Genomic DNA, 18,227 nt, shown 5'->3' with positions numbered 1-18,227 from the left:
GCCCAGAAGACTGCGTCCATAAGACAAGCGGCCAACATTAAGGAGGCACAAGATATGAGCAAACTTGAAAAATCCACCATCGAAAAGGCGCTGACCGATCTTTCGGGATGGGCGCTTGCCGATGACGGGCTTTCGATCAAGCGCGTCTACAAGTTTGGCGATTTCAATGCCGCGTTTGGCTTCATGACGCGGGTGGCGCTCATGGCCGACAAGATGGATCACCATCCCGAATGGTTCAATGTCTATAACAAGGTCGAAATGACCCTGACCACCCACGACGCCAGGGGTGTGACGCAAAAGGACATTGATCTGGCAACCTTCTGCCAAAAGGCTTCTGGTCAATAAGCCCTGCCAAATGAATTGCGCCCTGCCGCTGGGGGACGGCAGGGCGCATTGGCTGCGGGATAAAGAATCGAAATCGTGTGGGACTATTTCGGTTCCAGCCGGACCGCGCCATCTATGCGAATGGTCTCGCCATTGATCATTTCATTTTCACAGATATGCATCGCCAGACGGCCATATTCATACGGATCGCCAAGGCGTTTCGGGAACGGCGTATTGGCAGCCAGGCTTTCCTGAACCTCATCAGGCAGGCCCTTTAACATCGGCGTGCCAAACAGACCCGGTGCGATTGACACCACCCGAATGCCATGGCGGGCCAACTCACGTGCGGCGGGCAGGGTAAGGGATGCCACCCCACCCTTGGACGCCGCATAGGCGGCTTGCCCGATCTGCCCTTCGAAGGCGGCGATCGATGCGGTGTTGATAATCACCCCGCGTTCGCCGGCATCATTGGGGTCATTCTGGCTCATCGCATTGGCGGCAACCCGCATCATGTTGAATGTGCCAATCAGATTGACCGTAATCACCTTGGAAAACGCGGCCAGATCGGCCGGGCCGTCGCGCCCGACAATCCGTTCGCCATGTACGATCCCGGCACAGTTCACAAGGATCGATGGCGTGCCGATATCCGCCTGCACCTTTGCAACCGCCTGCTCGACACTTTCGGCATTGGAAACATCAACGCCATAGCCAACACCACCCAATTTCTCGGCTGTGGCCTTGGCACCCTCTTCGTTCAGATCAAATGCCGCAATCCGCGCCCCGGCACTCGCCAGTGTCTCGGCGGTTGCTGCGCCAAGACCGGACGCAGCCCCGGTAACAATGGCAATCGAACCCTTGATTTGCATGACGTGAAGCCTCCCGACGCGCGTTCTTCTGATTAATTTGGTATTTGTATACCAAATTATATCTTTAACGGGCAAGCGTCGATTTAACCTTGTCGGCTGTGCGAAATTGACACCTCAGATCAGGGTTAACGGCGATGGGCGATCTCGCGATAAAGCGCTTCCGGACTGACACCGATTTCAAGGGCAATCACCCACCAATTACCCTTTTCGGGCAACACCCCGTCATGCCAGGCGATCCAGGCATCAAGCCGTTCAGCCACAGTTCGAAGCCGCAAAATCTCTGCACGCTGGCGGGTTGCCTGCACCTCGCGCGCCAGATGCGCGGCAAGCGAAAGTGCCATCTGATTGTTATCGGCAAGATGGGCTTCAACATCATGTTTGCGGATCATTTTAACCTGCGCATCCTGATGGCAGACAGCATCGCAATGGTAGTAATGCGAAAACAGTGATGCCTCTGCCAAAACACTGTTTGGCCCCGCGCGTTGCAAAACAATCTCGTCGCCGTTTTCCAAAAACCGCGCCAGCCGCACCTCCCCGCTGAGAACAAGGAAAAGATGCTCGACCGGGTCGCCCTTGCGAAACAGGACCTTGGGCGGGCTGTAATCATACAACCTGCCATGAAAACGGTTGAGAAGATCAAAGATTGATACCGACATGATATCTATCATGTGGCAATTGACTGACCTGTTTCAAGCTTGGCGTCCATTCAAACCAAAAGGTGTTGCCATGTTTATTCTCCCCCGCCTGTCGCAAACAGCATGCCGGGCCGCGTTTGCCGCGTTGATCCTGCTTGGAACGACCATCCCGTTAACCGCCCATGCGCAGGGAAATGCCCACATGCATCGCACCGACAATGCTCAGCATGGGGGTAACAGGACAGAGGATGAAAACACGCCATCCCCCTATGTCGGCCAACAGCATCGCCCGATCAAAAGCCTGTCGGCCAAGGATATGGCTGAATTGCAAAAGGGCGGCGGCTGGGGATTGGCCAAGGCCGCCGAACTGAATGGCGTGCCGGGGCCGGCCCATTTACTCGAACTCTCTGATCAAATCCCGCTATCCACAGACCAGCATGCCGCCATCACCGCCCTTTATGCCGACATGAAAGAAAACGCGATCATTGCCGGCAACAGATTGATCGAGGCTGAAATCGCCTTGGACGCGGCATTCAGGGCCGGGGGGCTGAGCGCAGAAGAACTCGAAGGGCTGATAAACACCATCACCCAAAGTCTCGGCCGGTTGCGCTTTGTCCATCTGTCGACCCACCTCAAGACCCCGGAAATCCTGAGCCCCGATCAAATCGCACGCTATAACAGTTTGCGGGGTTATGACGGGTGATGGGTGACGCGTCGTCGACCCTTATCTGGCTTTGGCAAGCTTGCGTTCCCGAAGTGCGACATAGATCGCAGCCCCGATAATCATCGCCCCGCCGGGCAATATCCAGATATCGGGCACTTCGCCAAACAGGATCAGCGCCAGCACGGCAATGATCGGCAAACGCAAATAGGAAAACCCGACAAAGAAACTGTAATCAGCCAGTTGCAGGGCTTTGACATTGCAAACCTGCATCACATTCATCATCAACGCGGCAACCGCCATCAGGCCAAGTGCAGACCAGCTTGGCGTCTGCCAAACAAACAATGCCGGGATCAGGGAAACCGGTGTGGTGATGATCATCAGATAAAACAAAAGCGATGTGGTGGACTCAGTTGCCACCAACCGCTTTGTGATCAACCCGGCACTGGCCATGCAGATCGCCGCCGCAATCGGCAAAATGCTGGCCGCTTGCATGGTGTCTGTCCCGGGCTGAATGATCAGCGCCACACCGACAAACCCGATAACAATCGCAAGCCAGCGGTGAATGCGCACCTGTTCGCGCAAAATCACCGCGGCCAGAATGGTACCAAACAGGGGTACCGTGAAATTAAGCGTCGTCGCCTCTGCCAGTGGCAAATACAACACCGCCATAAACCACAAACACATCTCTGCTGCCGACAACACCCCGCGCAAGCCAAACAAAGGCAGGCGCTTGGTGGCAAGGCTGCCAATCCCGCGCTTCATCACCATTGGCAAAATCAGGATCAGGCCAAAGGCAAAGCGTAAAAACACCGCCTGATAGGGATGCAATTCCTCGGTGGCATAGCGGATGGTCAGGGTAAAACACGCCGCCAGAATGGCCGCAAACAGCGCAAAAAAGCTTGCCCGCATCACATCGGATTGGGTGTTGAACCATGTCCGCATGCTGTCACGACTTCCTGTTGGAAGGCGGCGGGTCAAGGTCGCTTGCCGTGGCTGAAAGCCCGCGCTTGATCCGGTTGGCTTCGCGGTTCAATTTCGCCTCGCGCCGCGCGATATAAAGCGCTGACCCGATAATCAGGGCCGCACCGGGCACCAGCCAGATTTCTGGAACCTCGCCAAACATCACAAGTGCGATGCCGACAACAAAGGGCAGGCGCAGGTAATTAAACCCGATCACAAAGCTGTAATCATAAACCCGAAAGGCGTTGGTATTACAAAGCTGGGTGATGTTGGCCATGAACGCGCCCGCCACCATCAGGCCAAGCACCTCAAGGCTCGGTGTCTCCCAGACAAACAGTGCCGGGATCAGGGTCAGCGGCGTTGTCAGCATCATCATGTAAAGGATGATGGCAGTCGGGTTTTCTGTTCGCGACAGTGACTTGATCGTCAATCCCGCACTGGCCATGCAAATCGCGGCGGCAATCGGAAACAGGCTTGCCAGTTGCACGGTTTCGCTGCCCGGCCGGATGATCACCAGCACCCCGCCAAAACCGACCAACAAGGCCGCAATCCGGTATTTGCGAACTTTCTCACCCAAAAAAATCGCGGCAAGGATGGTGCCAAATAGCGGTACGGTGAAATTAAGCGCCGTTGCCTCGGCCAGTGGCATATAGGCAATCGCCGAAAACCAGAAACTCATCGCTCCCATCGACAGAACCGCACGCAGGCAGAACATCGGAAAACGCTTGGTCTTAAGCGGCGTTAATCCGGCCCGCAACGCAATCGGTGCGATGAACAAAAGCCCAAAGAAATTGCGCAAAAACACTGCCTGTAACGGATCGATATGTTCGGTCGCAAGGCGGACAAACACCGAAAAGATCGCCGCACTGATCGATGCCATCAGGCCAAAGGCGGTTGCCTGCAAATAGGGCGGAAGTCCGTTAAACCAGCTACGCATCGGGCTTGTCCTTTGCGGGGGCATCCCGATCAACGCGGGTCACCGGGATGGCTTGCGGATCGGCGGGTGCTGTGGTCGGCATGCTGGCTTCCCTCTTGGCCCGTTTGGCCAGAACCGCCTCACGCCGCGCGATATAAAGTGCTGATCCAATGATCAGGGCCGCCCCGGCCCAGGTCCAGAAATCGACCACCTCGCCAAACATCACATAGGCCAAGGCCGCAACAAAGGGCAGGCGCAGGAAATCAAAGATCATGACATAGGACTGATCGGCCGTGCGATAGGCGCGCACCAGCAATTGCTGTCCCGCTGTTCCGGTCACGGCAATGATCAACAGGATGAACAATTGCCAGGCAGTCGGTCCTTGCCAGTATATCAGGGCCGGGATCAGCGACAGCGGCGTCATGATCAGGCCCATCCAGGTTACGATGGCATTGGCACTTTCGGTGCGTGACAGCATTTTAACCGTGGTCATCGCGCACGCCATGAAAACCGTCGCGCCAAGTGCTAGGATCGCACCGGTCTCAAAGCTTTGGCCAAACGGACGGATCACAATCATCGCCCCGACAAAGCCAATCGCAATCGCGCTCCAGCGACGCGCACGCACGGTTTCGCGTACCACCACGGCGGCCAGCACCGTGGTCAGGATCGGCAGGGTAAAGTTGATCGCAATGACCTGTGCCGCGGGTGACAGCGAAAGGGCAGTGAAAATGCACGACATCGCCCCGAAACCAAGCACCCCGCGCAGGAAATGCAGCTTGAACCGCTCGGTCTTTAATCCGCTCGCGCCATGGCGCACCATCCACGGCACCATCGGCAATAACCCGAACAGGTTACGGAAAAACGATGCCTCGAACGGATGCAGGTCTGCTGTGACATAGCGGATAAAAACCGCCATTACCGCAAAACACATTGCAGCACTGATCATCAACAGGGCGCCCATCAGGGCTGCATTATCAGACGTGACACGGGGCGAATTCATTATTACCTAGCTTTACGCAGCTCTCTGGAAAAAATCCAGTCTAACCACACTTTCATGGTTAAGCCTTCCGGGGGCATAACCCGGCAAATTTGGCGAACAGTTCGCGCACACCCGTTTTTCGTGTAAGATCAAGGCAATCAGCAAAATCCATTCAGGGGGAAGATAAAATGGATGCTATTGATCGCAAACTGATCGACATCCTGCAGGAAGACGCATCACTGTCCTATTCGGTTCTGGGAACAAAGGTCGGGTTGTCTGTTTCTGCGGTGAATGATCGTGTGCGCAAGCTGCGCGAACAGGGGATTATTCAGGCCTATCGCATTTCGGTCGATCCGCACGCCATTGGCCGTGCCTTGACCGCAATGGTCTGGCTGCGTACCGATCCGGCCAAGGGCAACAAGAAACTGGTCAAATCCCTGATCAAGGCCGATGAAGTGCTGGAATGTCATCACATGACCGGGCGCTTTGATTTTCTGGTCAAACTGCGCCTGCGCGATACCGGCCATCTGGAATCGTTTATCTCCGACACGATCAAGGAAATGCCCGGCGTCGTCGAAGTTCTGCCGGAAATCGCCTTGTCCACGGCCAAGGAAACCCTATTTGTTCCGGCACAGGCCGATCACGAATAGGGGGGCGTGCCTGACTTTACAGTTTCAGGATAATTTTGATCAGTCATCGGGGGGTGATGGCATTGCCGGTCATCATTTCCTAAGTATCACTATGTGATAGTACTGCGCGCGTAACCCGCCAAACCCATTCTGATGTCCCGACATAGGAGCCCCCGAAATGATTGAATCGATGAATCTGGTGATCCTGATTGCATCGATTCTGGTGGTGGTGGCTGTTTTCACCAGTCTGGTCAGCTTCCGGGTCGGCGCCCCCTTGCTTCTGGTGTTTCTGTTTGTCGGTCTGGCGGCGGGCGAGGATGGCATTGGCGGCATCATGTTCGACAATGCGCCGCTTGCCTATTTCATCGGCTCCATCGCGCTCGCCCTGATCCTGTTTGACAGTGGCTTTGAAACCCAGCTCCGAACCTTAAAAATCGCGGCCGGTCCATCACTTGTTCTGGCAACTTTCGGGGTTCTGATCACCACCGGGGTCATTGGCGGCGTAACCTGGCTGGTGCTCGATGTGCCATGGCTGGTCGCCCTTTTGTTTGGGGCGATTGTCAGTTCAACCGATGCGGCGGCGGTGTTTTTCCTTCTGCGCGTTGGCGGGATCAATCTGCGTGATCGTACGCGCAGCACGCTTGAAGTTGAGTCTGGCTCAAACGACCCGATGGCGGTGTTTCTGACCATCTCGCTGGTCGAACTGATCATTCTCGGCGGTGGCGAGAATATCGCGCTTGAACTTCTGCAACGCTTCATCCTTCAGATCGGACTTGGCGCGATTTTTGGTCTTGCGGGTGGCTATGCGCTGGTCTGGATGATCAACCGGGTCAAACTTGAACCGGGCCTGGTGCCGATCATTACCATGGCGCTTGCCCTCAGCCTGTTTGGCGCGACCAGTATTCTCGGCGGCAGTGGCTTTTTGGCGGTTTATGTTGCGGGTCTTTATGCCGGGAACAGCAACATGAAGATGAGCGTCGGCGTCCGGCGTTTTCAGCATGTCACCACCTGGCTTGCCCAGATCGCGATGTTTGTCACCTTGGGCCTGCTCGCCACCCCGTCCGAATTTGGCACGGTTGTCCTTCCGGGCGTCATTCTGGCGCTGGTTCTGGTGTTTGTCGCCCGTCCGGTGGCGGTCTGGCTGTGCCTGATGTTCTTTAACTTCTCGCGCAATGATACCGCCTTTATTTCATGGGTCGGTTTGCGCGGGGCGGTGTCCATCCTGCTTGCCATTGTGCCGATGGTCGAAGGCGTGCCCGAAGGGCAGCTGTTGTTTAACACCGCCTTTATTGTCGTGATCACCTCGCTTTTGTTGCAGGGCTGGACGATCCGGCGGATGGCGCATTGGCTGGGCATTATTGTGCCAGCCCGCCATGGTCCGGTGGATCGTATTGATCTCGAACTGCCCGGCAATGCCAATCAGGAAATCGTTGTCTATCGCGTTCACGAAGCCAGTGCGGTTGCCACCGGCCATCGTATTCCGCGCTGGGCACGGCCAAGCCTGATCCTGCGTGATGGCGCATCACTGCGTCCGCATTCCGCCGGGCCGGTTCAGGGCGGTGATCAGGTCTATATCATCACCCCGCCCAAGCATGTCGACCTGCTCGACCAACTGTTTGCCGGTCCGGCCGAGGGGGCCAATGACGTCGAATTGTTTGGCGATTTCAGCTTCCCGGCCGATACCCGAATTGCCGATATTGGTCGTCTGTATGGCTTTGCCGTCGACGCTGATGACACCGAACTCACCGTGGCCGAAATCCTCGAACGCGATCTGCCCGGCGATCTCGAACTCGGTGATCGCATGCCCTATGGCACGGTGGAGCTGATCGTGCGTCGCACCGATGATGAGCACGACGTGCTCGAGGTCGGCTTGGCGGTTGAACAACAAAAAGCCAAACCCAAACGCCGCATTCCGATCTTCCAGTCGCGCAGCGAATTGCTGGCAATCTGGAAAGACTGGCAGAAACGCAAACGCGCCGAAAAGAACGCGGCGCTGAGCGATCAGACATCATCGACGGCCAATCAGATCGAACATGGCTCAGACGAGGCCGATGTGACGGAGGCACCCGACGTACCTGACACGTCCGATGCCATGATCGAAGATGTGGCTGACGACGCGGTTAACGACACGGCTGGTGACAACCCCGAAGACGGCGACGAAACCCCCGAACCAGAAGACAGCGGCAAAAAGCCCGGCAAAGCAGGCCGGTCGAAAAAATCCTGATTGGCTATGCATTAGATTTCCGGTCTTTGGATTAGTTTAGCTAATGGCAGGATCAAAAAAGCTGGTTTGGCGCCGGTTCTGAACTGCCCTAAATTGTGGCTTCAATTCTTTTGGAGTCCTTGGGCCATGTTCGGTCTTTACGCAGCAGTTGTCTTGATCTGGGGATCGACCTGGATCGCCATTCAGTATCAGCTTTCGGTCGCCCCCGAAGTGGCCGTGGCCTATCGCTTTGCCTTGGCAACGCTGATTTTGATGGCCTGGTGTGGCCTGCGCCGCTTGCCGATGCGCTTTACGCTGCGCGATCATTTCTTCATGGCGGTTCTGGGCGTCTGTCTGTTTTCGCTGAACTATGTCCTCATCTATGTCGCCAGTATCCATCTGACGTCCGGGCTTCTGGCGGTGGTGTTTTCAACCATCGTCATCATGAATATGATTAATGGCGTGATCTTTTTCCGACGCCGTCCCGAAACCCGCACTTTGATCGGGGCCGGGATCGGCCTTACCGGGATCGCCATGGTCTTTGCCAATGATCTGGCCGCCTTCGATCTGACCACAGGCGGCAGCATCGGTCTGCTGGTCTCCCTTGCGGGCAGTTACATCGCATCGCTTGGCAATATGGCATCCGCACGCAACCATGCGCGCGGGGTTCCGGTCATCCAGGCCAATGCGTACGGCATGCTTTATGGCACGGTCTTGCTGTTTGGCTATATCGCCCTTGCCGGGATCCCGGTGACCGTTGATACCAGTGCCAGCTTCTTGGCCGCTTTGGTTTATCTCGCCCTGTTCGGATCGGTTCTGGGCTTTGGCTTCTATCTGACACTTTTGGGCAAGATCGGGCCGGATCGTGCGGCCTATAGTTCGGTGATGTTCCCGATTGTTGCGCTGTTGCTATCGACCTGGTTTGAGGATTTCCACTGGACGGGCAATATAATCTGGGGTGTGGCGCTGACATTGGTCGGCAACGTGGTTATTCTGACCAAACGGGTTCCCAAACCGGCGACCAAGGTTCTCGAACAGGTCGCACCGGTACCGCCAACTTGCGCAACAAACCCGACAGCGAAGCCCTGATCGCAGACCTGAAGACGGAGTAACAAGATGAACGGTGCGGCCTATTTCGAACGCATGGCGCAATATAATCTCTGGGCCAACACGCGTGCCTACGGGCTTTGCGCGAAATTGCCAGTGGCCGAACTGGATGCCCCGCGCACGGCCTTCTTCCCCTCAATCCTGCGCACGCTTAATCATATTCTGGTGGCTGATCGCATCTGGATGAGCCGCCTGCTCGGCAGTCCCGTGGCCATGCCGCTTGATACTGTGCTTTATGAAAAGTTCGATGAACTCCGCCGCGCCCGCGTGGCCGAAGATCAGGCGATCATTGAGTTCACCAACGGCCTGACCGACGCCGAAGTAACCGCCGATCTGACCTATCACTCGGTCGCGGGGGATGCCTACACCATGCCGCGCGATCTGGTTTTGGCGCATATGTTCAATCATCAGACCCATCATCGCGGGCAGCTGTCCAATATGCTGATCGAGGCCGGATTGGGCCCGCTTGAGATTGATCTGGTCTTTTTCGCCCGGGATCAGTTGGGATGATCGAGCTTCTCGTTGCCTATACGCCGTTTCTGATTGCCGCCCTGTTGCTCAATATCTCTCCGGGGCCGGACATGGCCTATATTGTTGGGCAAACTGCGGTGCATGGCCGCAAGATCGGCCTGTTTTCATCGCTTGGCGTGATTTCCGGTGCCTTTGTCCATGTTTTGGCGGCCACCTTTGGTTTGTCGGCCATTCTTGCCACCTCGGCGCTGGCCTTTGCCATCGTCAAATGGATCGGAGTGGCCTATCTGGTGTGGCTGGGTATCGGCGCCCTGCGCAGCAGCTTTGCCAAATCCGAAACTGATGGGCAATCGGCTGAACCGGCAGCCCCGATTTCGACCAAACCGATGACTGCCTTTGGCGCCTGGCGTCAGGGGGTGATGATTGATGTGCTCAATCCCAAGGTGGCGATTTTCTTCATGGCCTTCCTGCCGCAATTCATTGATCCAACCCGTGGCAATGGCGCGGTGCAGTTTCTCGTACTCGGCCTGATGGTGCTTCTGATCGCCTTTGTGGTTGAGGGCATGCTGGTGTTGGCCGTGGCCTCGGCTGCGGGCCGGATCAAGGGCAGTCGCAAGCTGGGCGCCTGGTTGAACCGCGCCCTTGGCGGCATGTTCATCGCCCTTGGCATCCGTCTTGCCATTTCCCAGCAATAGCCTGCAAAAATCAGCCTTGCTCAGGATTTCCGCGCCAGATAGGTGACCAATGCCCGCGATGCCGGGGCGGCGGTAATGCCATGGGCAACCACGCTGATGCAAACAATCATGGTTCCGGCGGCAAACAGTGGTTTGAACGCGCCGGGATCAATCATCGTCGCCATAATCAGCATATAAATCACCGAGGCAATACCGCGCGGCCCGAACCAGCCGATATAAAGCTTCTCGCCCAGGCTATAGGGACTGCCGATCATGCAGATCCACACACAAAGCGGGCGCAGGACAGCAAGGCTCGCAATCGAAAACAGCAGCATCGCCCAGGTCCAGCTTTCATAAAGTGCCGGCACAACGATCAGGCCAAAGACAAAGAATGTCAGCATGGTCAGAAGCTCTGACTCGGCCTCGCCAAAGCTTTCGATCGCGTCCTTGACCTTGTCGCTCGAAATATTAAGCGCAAGCCCGCCGGCAAAGGCCGCGACAAAGCCATTGCCGCCCAATTCCTCGGCCAGCAGGAATATGAAAAGGGCTGCCAGAACGCCGAGTAACCGTTCAAACCGTGCAACGATGGTCCTGTTCTTGACCGCGTGATTGACCACCTGACCAATGACATAGCCACTGACCACCCCGATCACCGCCCCGATTGAAATCTCAAGCACCGCCTCGGCGACCCAGCCCTGATGTCCGTTGCTCAGAAGATTGGCTTCGAGCAAAACCGCGGTGGTAAATACCGGCAGGACCAACCCGTCATTCAGCCCGCTTTCAATATTGATGCTCTGGCGCACCGGTTCGGGCACGCCCTTGTTTTCAAGGACGGGTCGGCCAAGGGCGGCATCGGTCGGGCTGACAATAAGCGCAAGGATCAGGGCCGGAACCAACCCGATAGAGGCATCAAGCCCGACAATAAACGCCCACGTCACCCCGATGGTCAGGGGCAACCCGATCAAAAGCAAGCGGATCGCGATATTGCGCGCCGCACTTTCCTTGCGGTAATCGAGCACCGCCGCATCGAGAAACAAAATGATCGCCAGCGTCATCTCGGCAAAGCCGGTGGCAAAATGAATGCTGCCCGAAAGCGCATCCATCGGTGCGCTGTGCCAGATGCCCAGCGGCAAGGCGACCAGCATCCCGGTCAGGACCATCATCATCGGTGATGAAATATTGCGGCGTTGCAGGCGGCGCGATTGCAGGCCGTACACCAGCCCGGAGCCGAGAAAAAGAATGATCACCCATTCAAACATGGCGCTGCCCAACCTGTTGCCCTGATCCGGGGTAGTCTGCCCCAAAGGTCGCGGATCGCCAAATGTTTAAGGTATCACACGGCCTTACGCGATGGCCTTTTGCAAAACCGCCAACCCCTCGGCATGGGCGCGGCTGTCACCACTGGCAATCACCAGATCGCCGCTGTGCATCGTAAGGGCTTGGCCCGCCCAATCGGTAATGATCCCGCCCGCACCCTCGATCACCGGCACGGCGGCACAGAAATCATAGGGCTGCAGGTTCGATTCCACCAACACATCGCCAAACCCCATGGCAATCAGGCCATAGCCATAAGAATCAATACCGTAAATCGGCTGCTTGGCGGCCCCAAAGACCGCCTCATATCCGGCAATCGCCTTTGGCTCCACGAAAAGGTCCGGCCCGGTGGTGAAAATGGTGGCATCTTTCAGGTGGGCACATTCACGTGCCGTGACCACATTGCCATTGAGTGTCGTCGGTTGCCCTTCGACCCCGATCCAGCGTTCATCCAAAATCGCCTGATCAATCACACCCAGTACCGGCTTGCCATTACGACACAGCGCAATCAGGGTATTAAAGCTCGGCTTGCCGGTGATGAATGATTTGGTGCCGTCAATCGGATCAAGGATCCAGACATATTGGGCATCAAGGTTTTCCGGCCCGTATTCCTCGCCCAGAATGCCATGATCCGGCAGCTCCGCATTGATCAGATCGCGCATGGTGCGCTCGATCGCCCGGTCGGCATCGGTCACAAGGCTGGCATCGCCCTTTTCATCGATAGAAAGCGGCTTGCGGTAATAGCTTTGCAGCACCGGGCGCGCTGCATCGGCAAGCTTGTGGGCCATATCGAGAAACGGGGCATTGTTGGTCATCGGATATCCTGTGTCGGCAAGGTCAATTTTGCGGTGGGGCGTCTGGGCAATGAAGTCTGTCAGGCCATCGCGGCCTTGATCGTCGCCAGAACATCCTGATGGCAACGCGCATCCCCGCTGGCAACAACATCACCTGCACTATCGATATGAAGCGGCTTGCCGGCCCAGTCGGTCATCACACCGCCTGCACCCTCGACAACCGGCACCAACGCACAAAAATCATACGCCTGAAGCCCGATCTCAACCACCGTGTCGGCCAGACCGAGTGCTGTCAGGCCATAGGCATAGGCATCGACGCCATACATCGGCACCCGGCAGTTTTTCGAAACCGCCTGATAGGCCTTGGCGGCATCGCCCTTGAACAGCTCGGGCGCGGTGGTAAAGAAGGTCGCACTCTTAAGGTCTTCGCATTCGCGCGCACTGATCTCAACGCCATTCATCGTGCTGGCCTGCCCCATCACGCCGACCCAGCGTTCATCGGTAATCGCCTGATCAATAATGCCCAGAACCGGGGTGCCCTTGTGGCAAAGTGCGATCAGGGTCGCAAAGCTCGGCTTGCCGGAAATGAACGATTTGGTGCCATCAATCGGATCGAGCACCCAGACATATTCCGCATCGGTATTTTCCCGGCCATGCTCCTCGCCCAGAATGCCATGATCGGGTAGTTCGGCATTCAGGATATCGCGCATGGTGCGTTCGACCTCGCGGTCGGCAATCGTCACCGGGCTGTCATCGGCCTTCACATCGACCGCGACCGGGGTGCGGTAATATTTGCGCACGACCGGGCGTGCGGCATCGGCCAGTTTGTGGGCGATTTCCAAAAACGGATCGAGATTTTCCATAAAGGCATTCCTGCAGGCGGTTGATGTCTGGCGGCGGGGTATGGTTATGGCCGGTACTATTTCCGCTTTGGGCCCAGAAGGCAAGGACGCCATATATGACGCCATATATAAAGTCCCAAACGACAAACCCTCAAACGCAAACAGGGGACAGTTTCCTGTCCCCTGCGTATTTGGTGCTGACCATAAATCTCGGTCAGGCGATGTCTTTGGCTTGCGTGCTTACTGCGCGGTGGCCGCGTCAACAGCGTCGCCGGCTTCCTCAGCTGCGCCTTCAACGGCGGCTGCGGCATCATCAACAGTTTCTTCAACCGCTTCGGCGGCTTCGTCAACGGCTTCTTCTGCGGCCTGGGTGGCTTCAACCGCTGCCGGATCGGGCAGGGCGACCGGGTTGTCAGACTTGGTTTTCAACCAGGCAATAACCGCGGCGCGATCTTCGGCCTTTTTCAGACCGCCAAAGCTCATTTTGGTGCCATCGATGTAATCGCGCGGCTTGTAAAGGAACTCGTTCAGCTCCTCAAAGCCCCAGGAACCACCATGGTTGGCCATCCCGTCAGAATAGGAGAAGTCATCCTTGTGCGCGAATGCGGCACCAACGATGCCATAAAGGTTCGGGCCGGTTTTGTTCGGGCCGCCTTTTTCGGCGTCATGGCAGGATGCGCATTTTTTGAAGACTTTCTCGCCTTCACCCATGTCGGCCGAGGCCAGCATGGCAAGAATCGGTTCCGGGCCTGCCGGTTCTGCCGGTGCAGCAGCAGGGGCATTTGCACCCGCCATCACATCTTCGGAGAACGGATATACCGGTGCTTCCAGTTCTTCAGGACTGACCAGTGCGCTGCCGACCTTGCCGACAACCACTACCAGAAGCACAGCACAAATAACGCCGGCGACGATCTTGTTGATTTCCATCGTGTTCATGACGGGACCCCGTTACAGCCTAATCACTCTCAGGTTTTATCTTTATGTTCTACCCATGCGTCCCCGGCAATCCTCGATCAAGAGAAACACACGTGTAACCGCAGGCAAAACTGGTTGGTGGGAAACTATACGTTTCAGCGATTTGCATCAACCTTTCTTAAACACCAAGGCGAACAAGCTTGCCTTAGAACTTTCGTCTAGTGTTCTGCAAAACGCGATTCCGTCTTTCGTCGCCGCACCAAAACCGGCTAATGTCGCGCCGATTAAGAACCTGTGTTCTGCCATTGCTTGTTCACACCACGCTTTGCGCAAGATCAAAGAACAGGTGATTTGTGCCCCATAACTTATGCCCGGCCGGAGTGAAGAAATGTCGACCCCGCGCAATCCTGTTGTTGTAATTCCCGCCCGCATGGCGTCCACGCGTTTGCCCAACAAACCGCTGGCCGATATCTGTGGCGAACCCATGATCGTTCAGGTTTGGCGTCGCGCAACCGAGGCCGGAATCGGTCCGGTTCTGGTTGCTTGCGCCGAACAGAAAATTGCCGACGCAGTCACGGCTGCCGGGGGTATCGCCGTTCTGACCGATCCCGACCTGCCAAGCGGATCGGACCGCGTGCATCAGGCGCTCCAGACCTTCGACCCCGAAGGCAAGTTTGATGCGGTGGTCAATGTGCAGGGGGATCTGCCGACGATTGATGCCGCCGACATCCGCGCGGTGTTTGAACCGCTCAGTGACCCGAATGTCGATATCGCGACTTTGGCCGCTGAAATCAAACGCGACGAAGAACGCACCAACCCCAATGTGGTCAAGGCCGTCGCGGCCTTTGGCACCGGGCGTGTCGCGCGCGCACTTTATTTCACCCGGGCAACCGCACCTTATGGTGACGGGCCGCTTTATCATCACATCGGTCTTTATACCTATCGCCGTGCCGCCCTTGATCGGTTCGTCTCCCTGCCCCCGGCAGAACTCGAACAACGTGAAAAGCTTGAACAGCTGCGCGCGCTTGAAAACGGCATGGTGATTGCGGTGGCGCTGGTGGATGGCGTGCCGCTCGGTGTCGATACACAAGAAGACCTTGAACGCGCGCGCGAAGTGCTGGGTGCATAGTTGCGGTTCTTGGCATCAAGTGCTTTAAGTTCTTAACGACAACAATTTGACCATTCAGGAAACAGCCAGATGACTGCGCAACAAAGGATCGCTTTTCAGGGAATGCACGGTGCCTATTCAGATCAGGCAGCCCGTCGCGCCTTTCCGGGTGCAACGACAGTACCGTACAGGACCTTTGAAGGCGCCTTTAGCGCACTCGAAGACGGCGATGTCGATCTGGCCGTGATCCCGATTGACAATACCTTGGCCGGGCGTGTGGCCGACGTGCACCACATCCTGCCGGAATCGGGTGTTCATATCATCGGTGAAACCTTCCTGCGCATTAACCATGCGCTGGTTGGCGTACCGGGCACCAGGATCGAAGACATCAAGGAAATCCACAGCCACGTTCACGCGCTTGGCCAATGCCGCAAATTGCGCAAGGAACTCGGTGTGAATGCCGTGGTCGGCCCGGATACCGCGGGCTGTGCCAAGGAAGTCGCTGATCGCGGCGATAAATCGATTGCCGCCATCGCGCCGGTTTTGGCCGCCGAGATTTATGGTCTTGATGTGCTCCGGACCGAGGTCGAAGACGCCGAACATAACACCACGCGCTTCATCATCCTGGCCCGCGAACCGCTTGATATAGCAAATGACGGCACTCCGGTGGTGACAAGCTTTGTCTTCCGCGTGCGCAACGTCGCCGCCGCCCTTTATAAGGCACTCGGTGGTTTTGCCACCAACGGCATCAACATGACCAAGCTGGAAAGCTACATGGTCGAAGGCCACTTCACCGCGACCCAGTTCTTTGCCGAGGTCGAAGCCCACCCCGAACAGCTTGGCTTGCGCCACGCGCTTGAAGAACTGCAATTTTTCTCGCACGAAGTCCGCATTCTGGGTGTTTATCCGGCGCACTCCTTCCGCAAGGAAAATAATCTTCCGGCCGAATAGGCGCGCAGCCACATACTCGAAGCCACATACCCAATGCCAAAGGGCCGACCATTTTAACGGGCGGCCCTTTTGTCATCTATCGGGGGAACTGCGCCCGGCTTGGCTCAGCATCCATTGACGCACCTGACGGCAGGCATCAGCCTTTTTGCTCTGGCGCGGAATAACAAGATGGAAATCAGACCCGCCATGCAGGGCCTCGGCAAAGGGCTGGACAAGCCGGCCTTCCTTTAAATCATTTTCCACCAGAAACCGGCTGGCAAGGGCAATGCCTTGGCCCGACAGGGCCGCATCAATTGCCAGACTGGTCTGGTTCAGGCGCACGGCTTTTGCCTTGTCTGAAATTTTCCGCCCGAAAACCATTTCCAGATATTCCGGCCACAAATTGTGCGAGTCATGAATAAGTACAAGCTGATCCAGATCGTCGATCCCGGGGGTTTGAGCGAATTTTGATTGCAGTGCGGGACTGCAAATCGAAACGATGTCATGTGCGAACAAAAAATCCGCAGACAGTCCCGCTGCAAACGACGAACCTGTTTGTCGAACGGCAAGATCAACACCATCCGAATGGAAATTGGATGTCTTTTCCGTCGCAACAATCCGCAAATCGATATGCGGGTTTTTCGCCGTGAAATCTGGCAGGCGCGGGATCAGCCACTTTGCCGCAAAGGTCGGTGTGACACTGATCGTCAGATGCTTGGATTGCGGTTGAAGTGTTTGCGTTGCATTGCGGATGATGTCAAAGGCACGGCTGATTTCGGCGTGAAACCGAAGCCCGTTTTCCGTCAGTCTAAGCCCGCGTGGCAGGCGATCCAAAAGGGTAATCCCCAAAAAGGCCTCAAGTCCGCGAACCTGCTGGGCAACCGCGCCTTGCGTCACACCCAGTTCTTCTGCCGCAAGCCTGAAGTTCAGATATCGTCCTGCGGCATCAAATGCCCGAAGACCATTCAGGGGCGGTGTTGGTGTCTCTGATATATCCATCGAATAGTTTTTCTACAGTCTCGACGATGAAATTCTGATTGGTGTGGCATGCTGTAAGGCTTTATTTTTCGAAAGTATCATAGTTTATCAGGCCGGAAAATGCCAAGGAAAGGAATCATCATGACAGTAGAAAAAGTGGCACTTATCACCGCCGGTGGCAGTGGCATGGGTGCGGATGCTGCCCGCAAGCTCGTCGGCGAAGGATATAAAGTTGCGATCCTGTCCTCGTCGGGCAAGGGTGAAGCACTGGCAAAGGAGCTCGGTGGCATCGGTGTCACCGGCTCAAACCAGTCAGAAGATAACCTTCAGAAACTGGTCGATCTGGCGATGGCAGAATGGGGGCGCATTGACGTTCTGGTCAACTCTGCCGGTCATGGTCCACGCAAACCCGTGCTCGACCTGACAGACGAAGACTGGCATGCGGGGATGGAAGTCTATTTCCTGAACGCGGTGCGCCCGACCCGTCTCGTAACACCGATCATGCAAAAGCAGGGTGGTGGTGTGATCATCAACATTTCAACATTTGCCGCCTTTGAACCGGATCCGGTCTTCCCGACATCCGGTGTTTTCCGGGCGGGACTTGCGGCATTTACCAAACTGTTCGCCGATAAATATGCCGCGGAAAATATCCGCATGAACAACGTGCTTCCCGGCTTCATCGACAGCCTGCCCGAAACGGACGAACGACGCAATCGCGTGCCGATGGGGCGGTATGGTAAAAGCGATGAAATTGCCGCTACCATTGCATTCCTCGCCTCTGACGGTGCCGGATACATTACCGGTCAGAATATCCGGGTCGATGGCGGGATTACGCGTTCGGTGTAACGCATGATCGCGACCTCGGTTTTCCCGAAGAACACGCAATAAACACAAAGGGCCGGACAACTCAATGTCCGG

General features: G+C 56.4%; 20 protein-coding genes. 10 read left to right on the top strand and 10 right to left on the bottom strand.

Features of this window, described 5'->3' with window-relative positions:
* Positions 1 to 54: 54 nt before the first annotated feature.
* The gene (locus tag IT893_RS17885) at positions 55 to 345 is read left to right on the top strand and encodes a 4a-hydroxytetrahydrobiopterin dehydratase (RefSeq protein ID WP_197146169.1); all 291 of its coding nucleotides are present in this window, start codon (positions 55 to 57) and stop codon (positions 343 to 345) included.
* 83 nt (positions 346 to 428) lie between these two features.
* Here the strand turns inward: IT893_RS17885 and IT893_RS17880 are convergent, their stop codons facing one another.
* Positions 429 to 1,190, bottom strand: coding sequence for an SDR family NAD(P)-dependent oxidoreductase (locus tag IT893_RS17880; RefSeq protein WP_197146168.1), 762 nt, complete (start codon positions 1,188 to 1,190; stop codon positions 429 to 431).
* Positions 1,191 to 1,315: 125 nt separating this feature from the next.
* The gene (locus tag IT893_RS17875; protein ID WP_197146167.1) at positions 1,316 to 1,846 is read right to left on the bottom strand and encodes a Crp/Fnr family transcriptional regulator; all 531 of its coding nucleotides are present in this window, start codon (positions 1,844 to 1,846) and stop codon (positions 1,316 to 1,318) included.
* A 70-nt stretch (positions 1,847 to 1,916) separates the two neighbouring features.
* On the opposite strand from IT893_RS17875, the gene IT893_RS20210 reads away from it, so the two are divergent.
* Positions 1,917 to 2,528, top strand: coding sequence for a hypothetical protein (locus IT893_RS20210; RefSeq protein ID WP_252723997.1), 612 nt, complete (start codon positions 1,917 to 1,919; stop codon positions 2,526 to 2,528).
* A gap of 21 nt (positions 2,529 to 2,549) precedes the next feature.
* Here IT893_RS20210 and IT893_RS17865 read toward each other — a convergent pair whose 3' ends face one another.
* Genes IT893_RS17865 through IT893_RS17855 form a run of 3 tightly spaced genes read right to left on the bottom strand, consistent with a single transcriptional unit; the run spans position 2,550 to position 5,365 of the window.
* On the bottom strand, positions 2,550 to 3,431 hold the full coding sequence (locus IT893_RS17865) for a DMT family transporter (RefSeq protein WP_120224064.1): 882 nt from the start codon (positions 3,429 to 3,431) through the stop codon (positions 2,550 to 2,552).
* 4 nt (positions 3,432 to 3,435) lie between these two features.
* Positions 3,436 to 4,386, bottom strand: coding sequence for a DMT family transporter (locus IT893_RS17860; RefSeq protein WP_197146166.1), 951 nt, complete (start codon positions 4,384 to 4,386; stop codon positions 3,436 to 3,438).
* Entirely contained in the window at positions 4,379 to 5,365 is a 987-nt protein-coding gene (locus IT893_RS17855) for a DMT family transporter (protein WP_197146165.1), read from the bottom strand. The genes IT893_RS17860 and IT893_RS17855 overlap by 8 nt, the downstream gene beginning before the upstream one ends.
* Positions 5,366 to 5,532: 167 nt before the next feature.
* On the opposite strand from IT893_RS17855, the gene IT893_RS17850 reads away from it, so the two are divergent.
* The 5 genes from IT893_RS17850 to IT893_RS17830 all read left to right on the top strand — a co-directional run bounded on the left by IT893_RS17850 (position 5,533) and on the right by IT893_RS17830 (position 10,449).
* Positions 5,533 to 5,994 (top strand): Lrp/AsnC family transcriptional regulator, encoded by a 462-nt coding sequence (locus IT893_RS17850; protein ID WP_008888499.1) that lies wholly within the window; start codon positions 5,533 to 5,535, stop codon positions 5,992 to 5,994.
* A gap of 157 nt (positions 5,995 to 6,151) precedes the next feature.
* On the top strand, positions 6,152 to 8,197 hold the full coding sequence (locus IT893_RS17845) for a potassium/proton antiporter (protein ID WP_197146164.1): 2,046 nt from the start codon (positions 6,152 to 6,154) through the stop codon (positions 8,195 to 8,197).
* Positions 8,198 to 8,323: 126 nt separating this feature from the next.
* Positions 8,324 to 9,265 (top strand): DMT family transporter, encoded by a 942-nt coding sequence (locus tag IT893_RS17840; RefSeq protein ID WP_197146163.1) that lies wholly within the window; start codon positions 8,324 to 8,326, stop codon positions 9,263 to 9,265.
* 27 nt (positions 9,266 to 9,292) lie between these two features.
* A complete protein-coding gene (locus IT893_RS17835) occupies positions 9,293 to 9,793 on the top strand; it encodes a DinB family protein (protein ID WP_197146162.1) in 501 nt (166 codons plus the stop codon).
* Complete coding sequence (locus tag IT893_RS17830; RefSeq protein WP_197146161.1) at positions 9,790 to 10,449, top strand: LysE family translocator; 660 nt, start codon at positions 9,790 to 9,792, stop codon at positions 10,447 to 10,449. Before IT893_RS17835 ends, IT893_RS17830 begins: the two co-directional genes overlap by 4 nt.
* Positions 10,450 to 10,469: 20 nt before the next feature.
* On the opposite strand, the gene IT893_RS17825 is transcribed toward IT893_RS17830, so the two are convergent.
* From IT893_RS17825 to IT893_RS17810, 4 genes are all read right to left on the bottom strand, one after another.
* Positions 10,470 to 11,687 carry a sodium:proton antiporter gene (locus tag IT893_RS17825; protein WP_197146160.1) on the bottom strand — a complete coding sequence of 406 codons (1,218 nt, stop codon included), beginning with the start codon at positions 11,685 to 11,687 and terminating at the stop codon, positions 10,470 to 10,472.
* Positions 11,688 to 11,771: 84 nt separating this feature from the next.
* Positions 11,772 to 12,557, bottom strand: coding sequence for an inositol monophosphatase family protein (locus IT893_RS17820; RefSeq protein WP_197146159.1), 786 nt, complete (start codon positions 12,555 to 12,557; stop codon positions 11,772 to 11,774).
* A gap of 59 nt (positions 12,558 to 12,616) precedes the next feature.
* The gene (gene hisN, locus IT893_RS17815) at positions 12,617 to 13,399 is read right to left on the bottom strand and encodes a histidinol-phosphatase (RefSeq protein ID WP_197146158.1); all 783 of its coding nucleotides are present in this window, start codon (positions 13,397 to 13,399) and stop codon (positions 12,617 to 12,619) included.
* Positions 13,400 to 13,618: 219 nt separating this feature from the next.
* Positions 13,619 to 14,314: a cytochrome c family protein gene (locus tag IT893_RS17810; RefSeq protein ID WP_197146157.1), complete on the bottom strand. Its 696-nt coding sequence runs from the start codon at positions 14,312 to 14,314 to the stop codon at positions 13,619 to 13,621.
* 367 nt (positions 14,315 to 14,681) lie between these two features.
* On the opposite strand from IT893_RS17810, the gene IT893_RS17805 reads away from it, so the two are divergent.
* On the top strand, positions 14,682 to 15,422 hold the full coding sequence (locus IT893_RS17805) for a 3-deoxy-manno-octulosonate cytidylyltransferase (protein WP_197146156.1): 741 nt from the start codon (positions 14,682 to 14,684) through the stop codon (positions 15,420 to 15,422).
* A gap of 69 nt (positions 15,423 to 15,491) precedes the next feature.
* Positions 15,492 to 16,352, top strand: a complete 861-nt coding sequence (locus tag IT893_RS17800; RefSeq protein WP_197146155.1) for a prephenate dehydratase — start codon at positions 15,492 to 15,494, stop codon at positions 16,350 to 16,352.
* A 72-nt stretch (positions 16,353 to 16,424) separates the two neighbouring features.
* Here the strand turns inward: IT893_RS17800 and IT893_RS17795 are convergent, their stop codons facing one another.
* Complete coding sequence (locus IT893_RS17795) at positions 16,425 to 17,330, bottom strand: LysR substrate-binding domain-containing protein (RefSeq protein ID WP_197146154.1); 906 nt, start codon at positions 17,328 to 17,330, stop codon at positions 16,425 to 16,427.
* Positions 17,331 to 17,450: 120 nt separating this feature from the next.
* On the opposite strand from IT893_RS17795, the gene IT893_RS17790 reads away from it, so the two are divergent.
* The gene (locus IT893_RS17790; protein ID WP_197146153.1) at positions 17,451 to 18,155 is read left to right on the top strand and encodes an SDR family oxidoreductase; all 705 of its coding nucleotides are present in this window, start codon (positions 17,451 to 17,453) and stop codon (positions 18,153 to 18,155) included.
* Positions 18,156 to 18,227 lie beyond the last annotated feature (72 nt).

The organism is Thalassospira sp. A40-3 (assembly GCF_015871485.1).
Classification (GTDB): domain Bacteria; phylum Pseudomonadota; class Alphaproteobacteria; order Rhodospirillales; family Thalassospiraceae; genus Thalassospira; species Thalassospira tepidiphila.
Note: the sequence above shows the minus strand (reverse complement) of the source record. Positions and strands in the feature narration are given on the sequence as shown.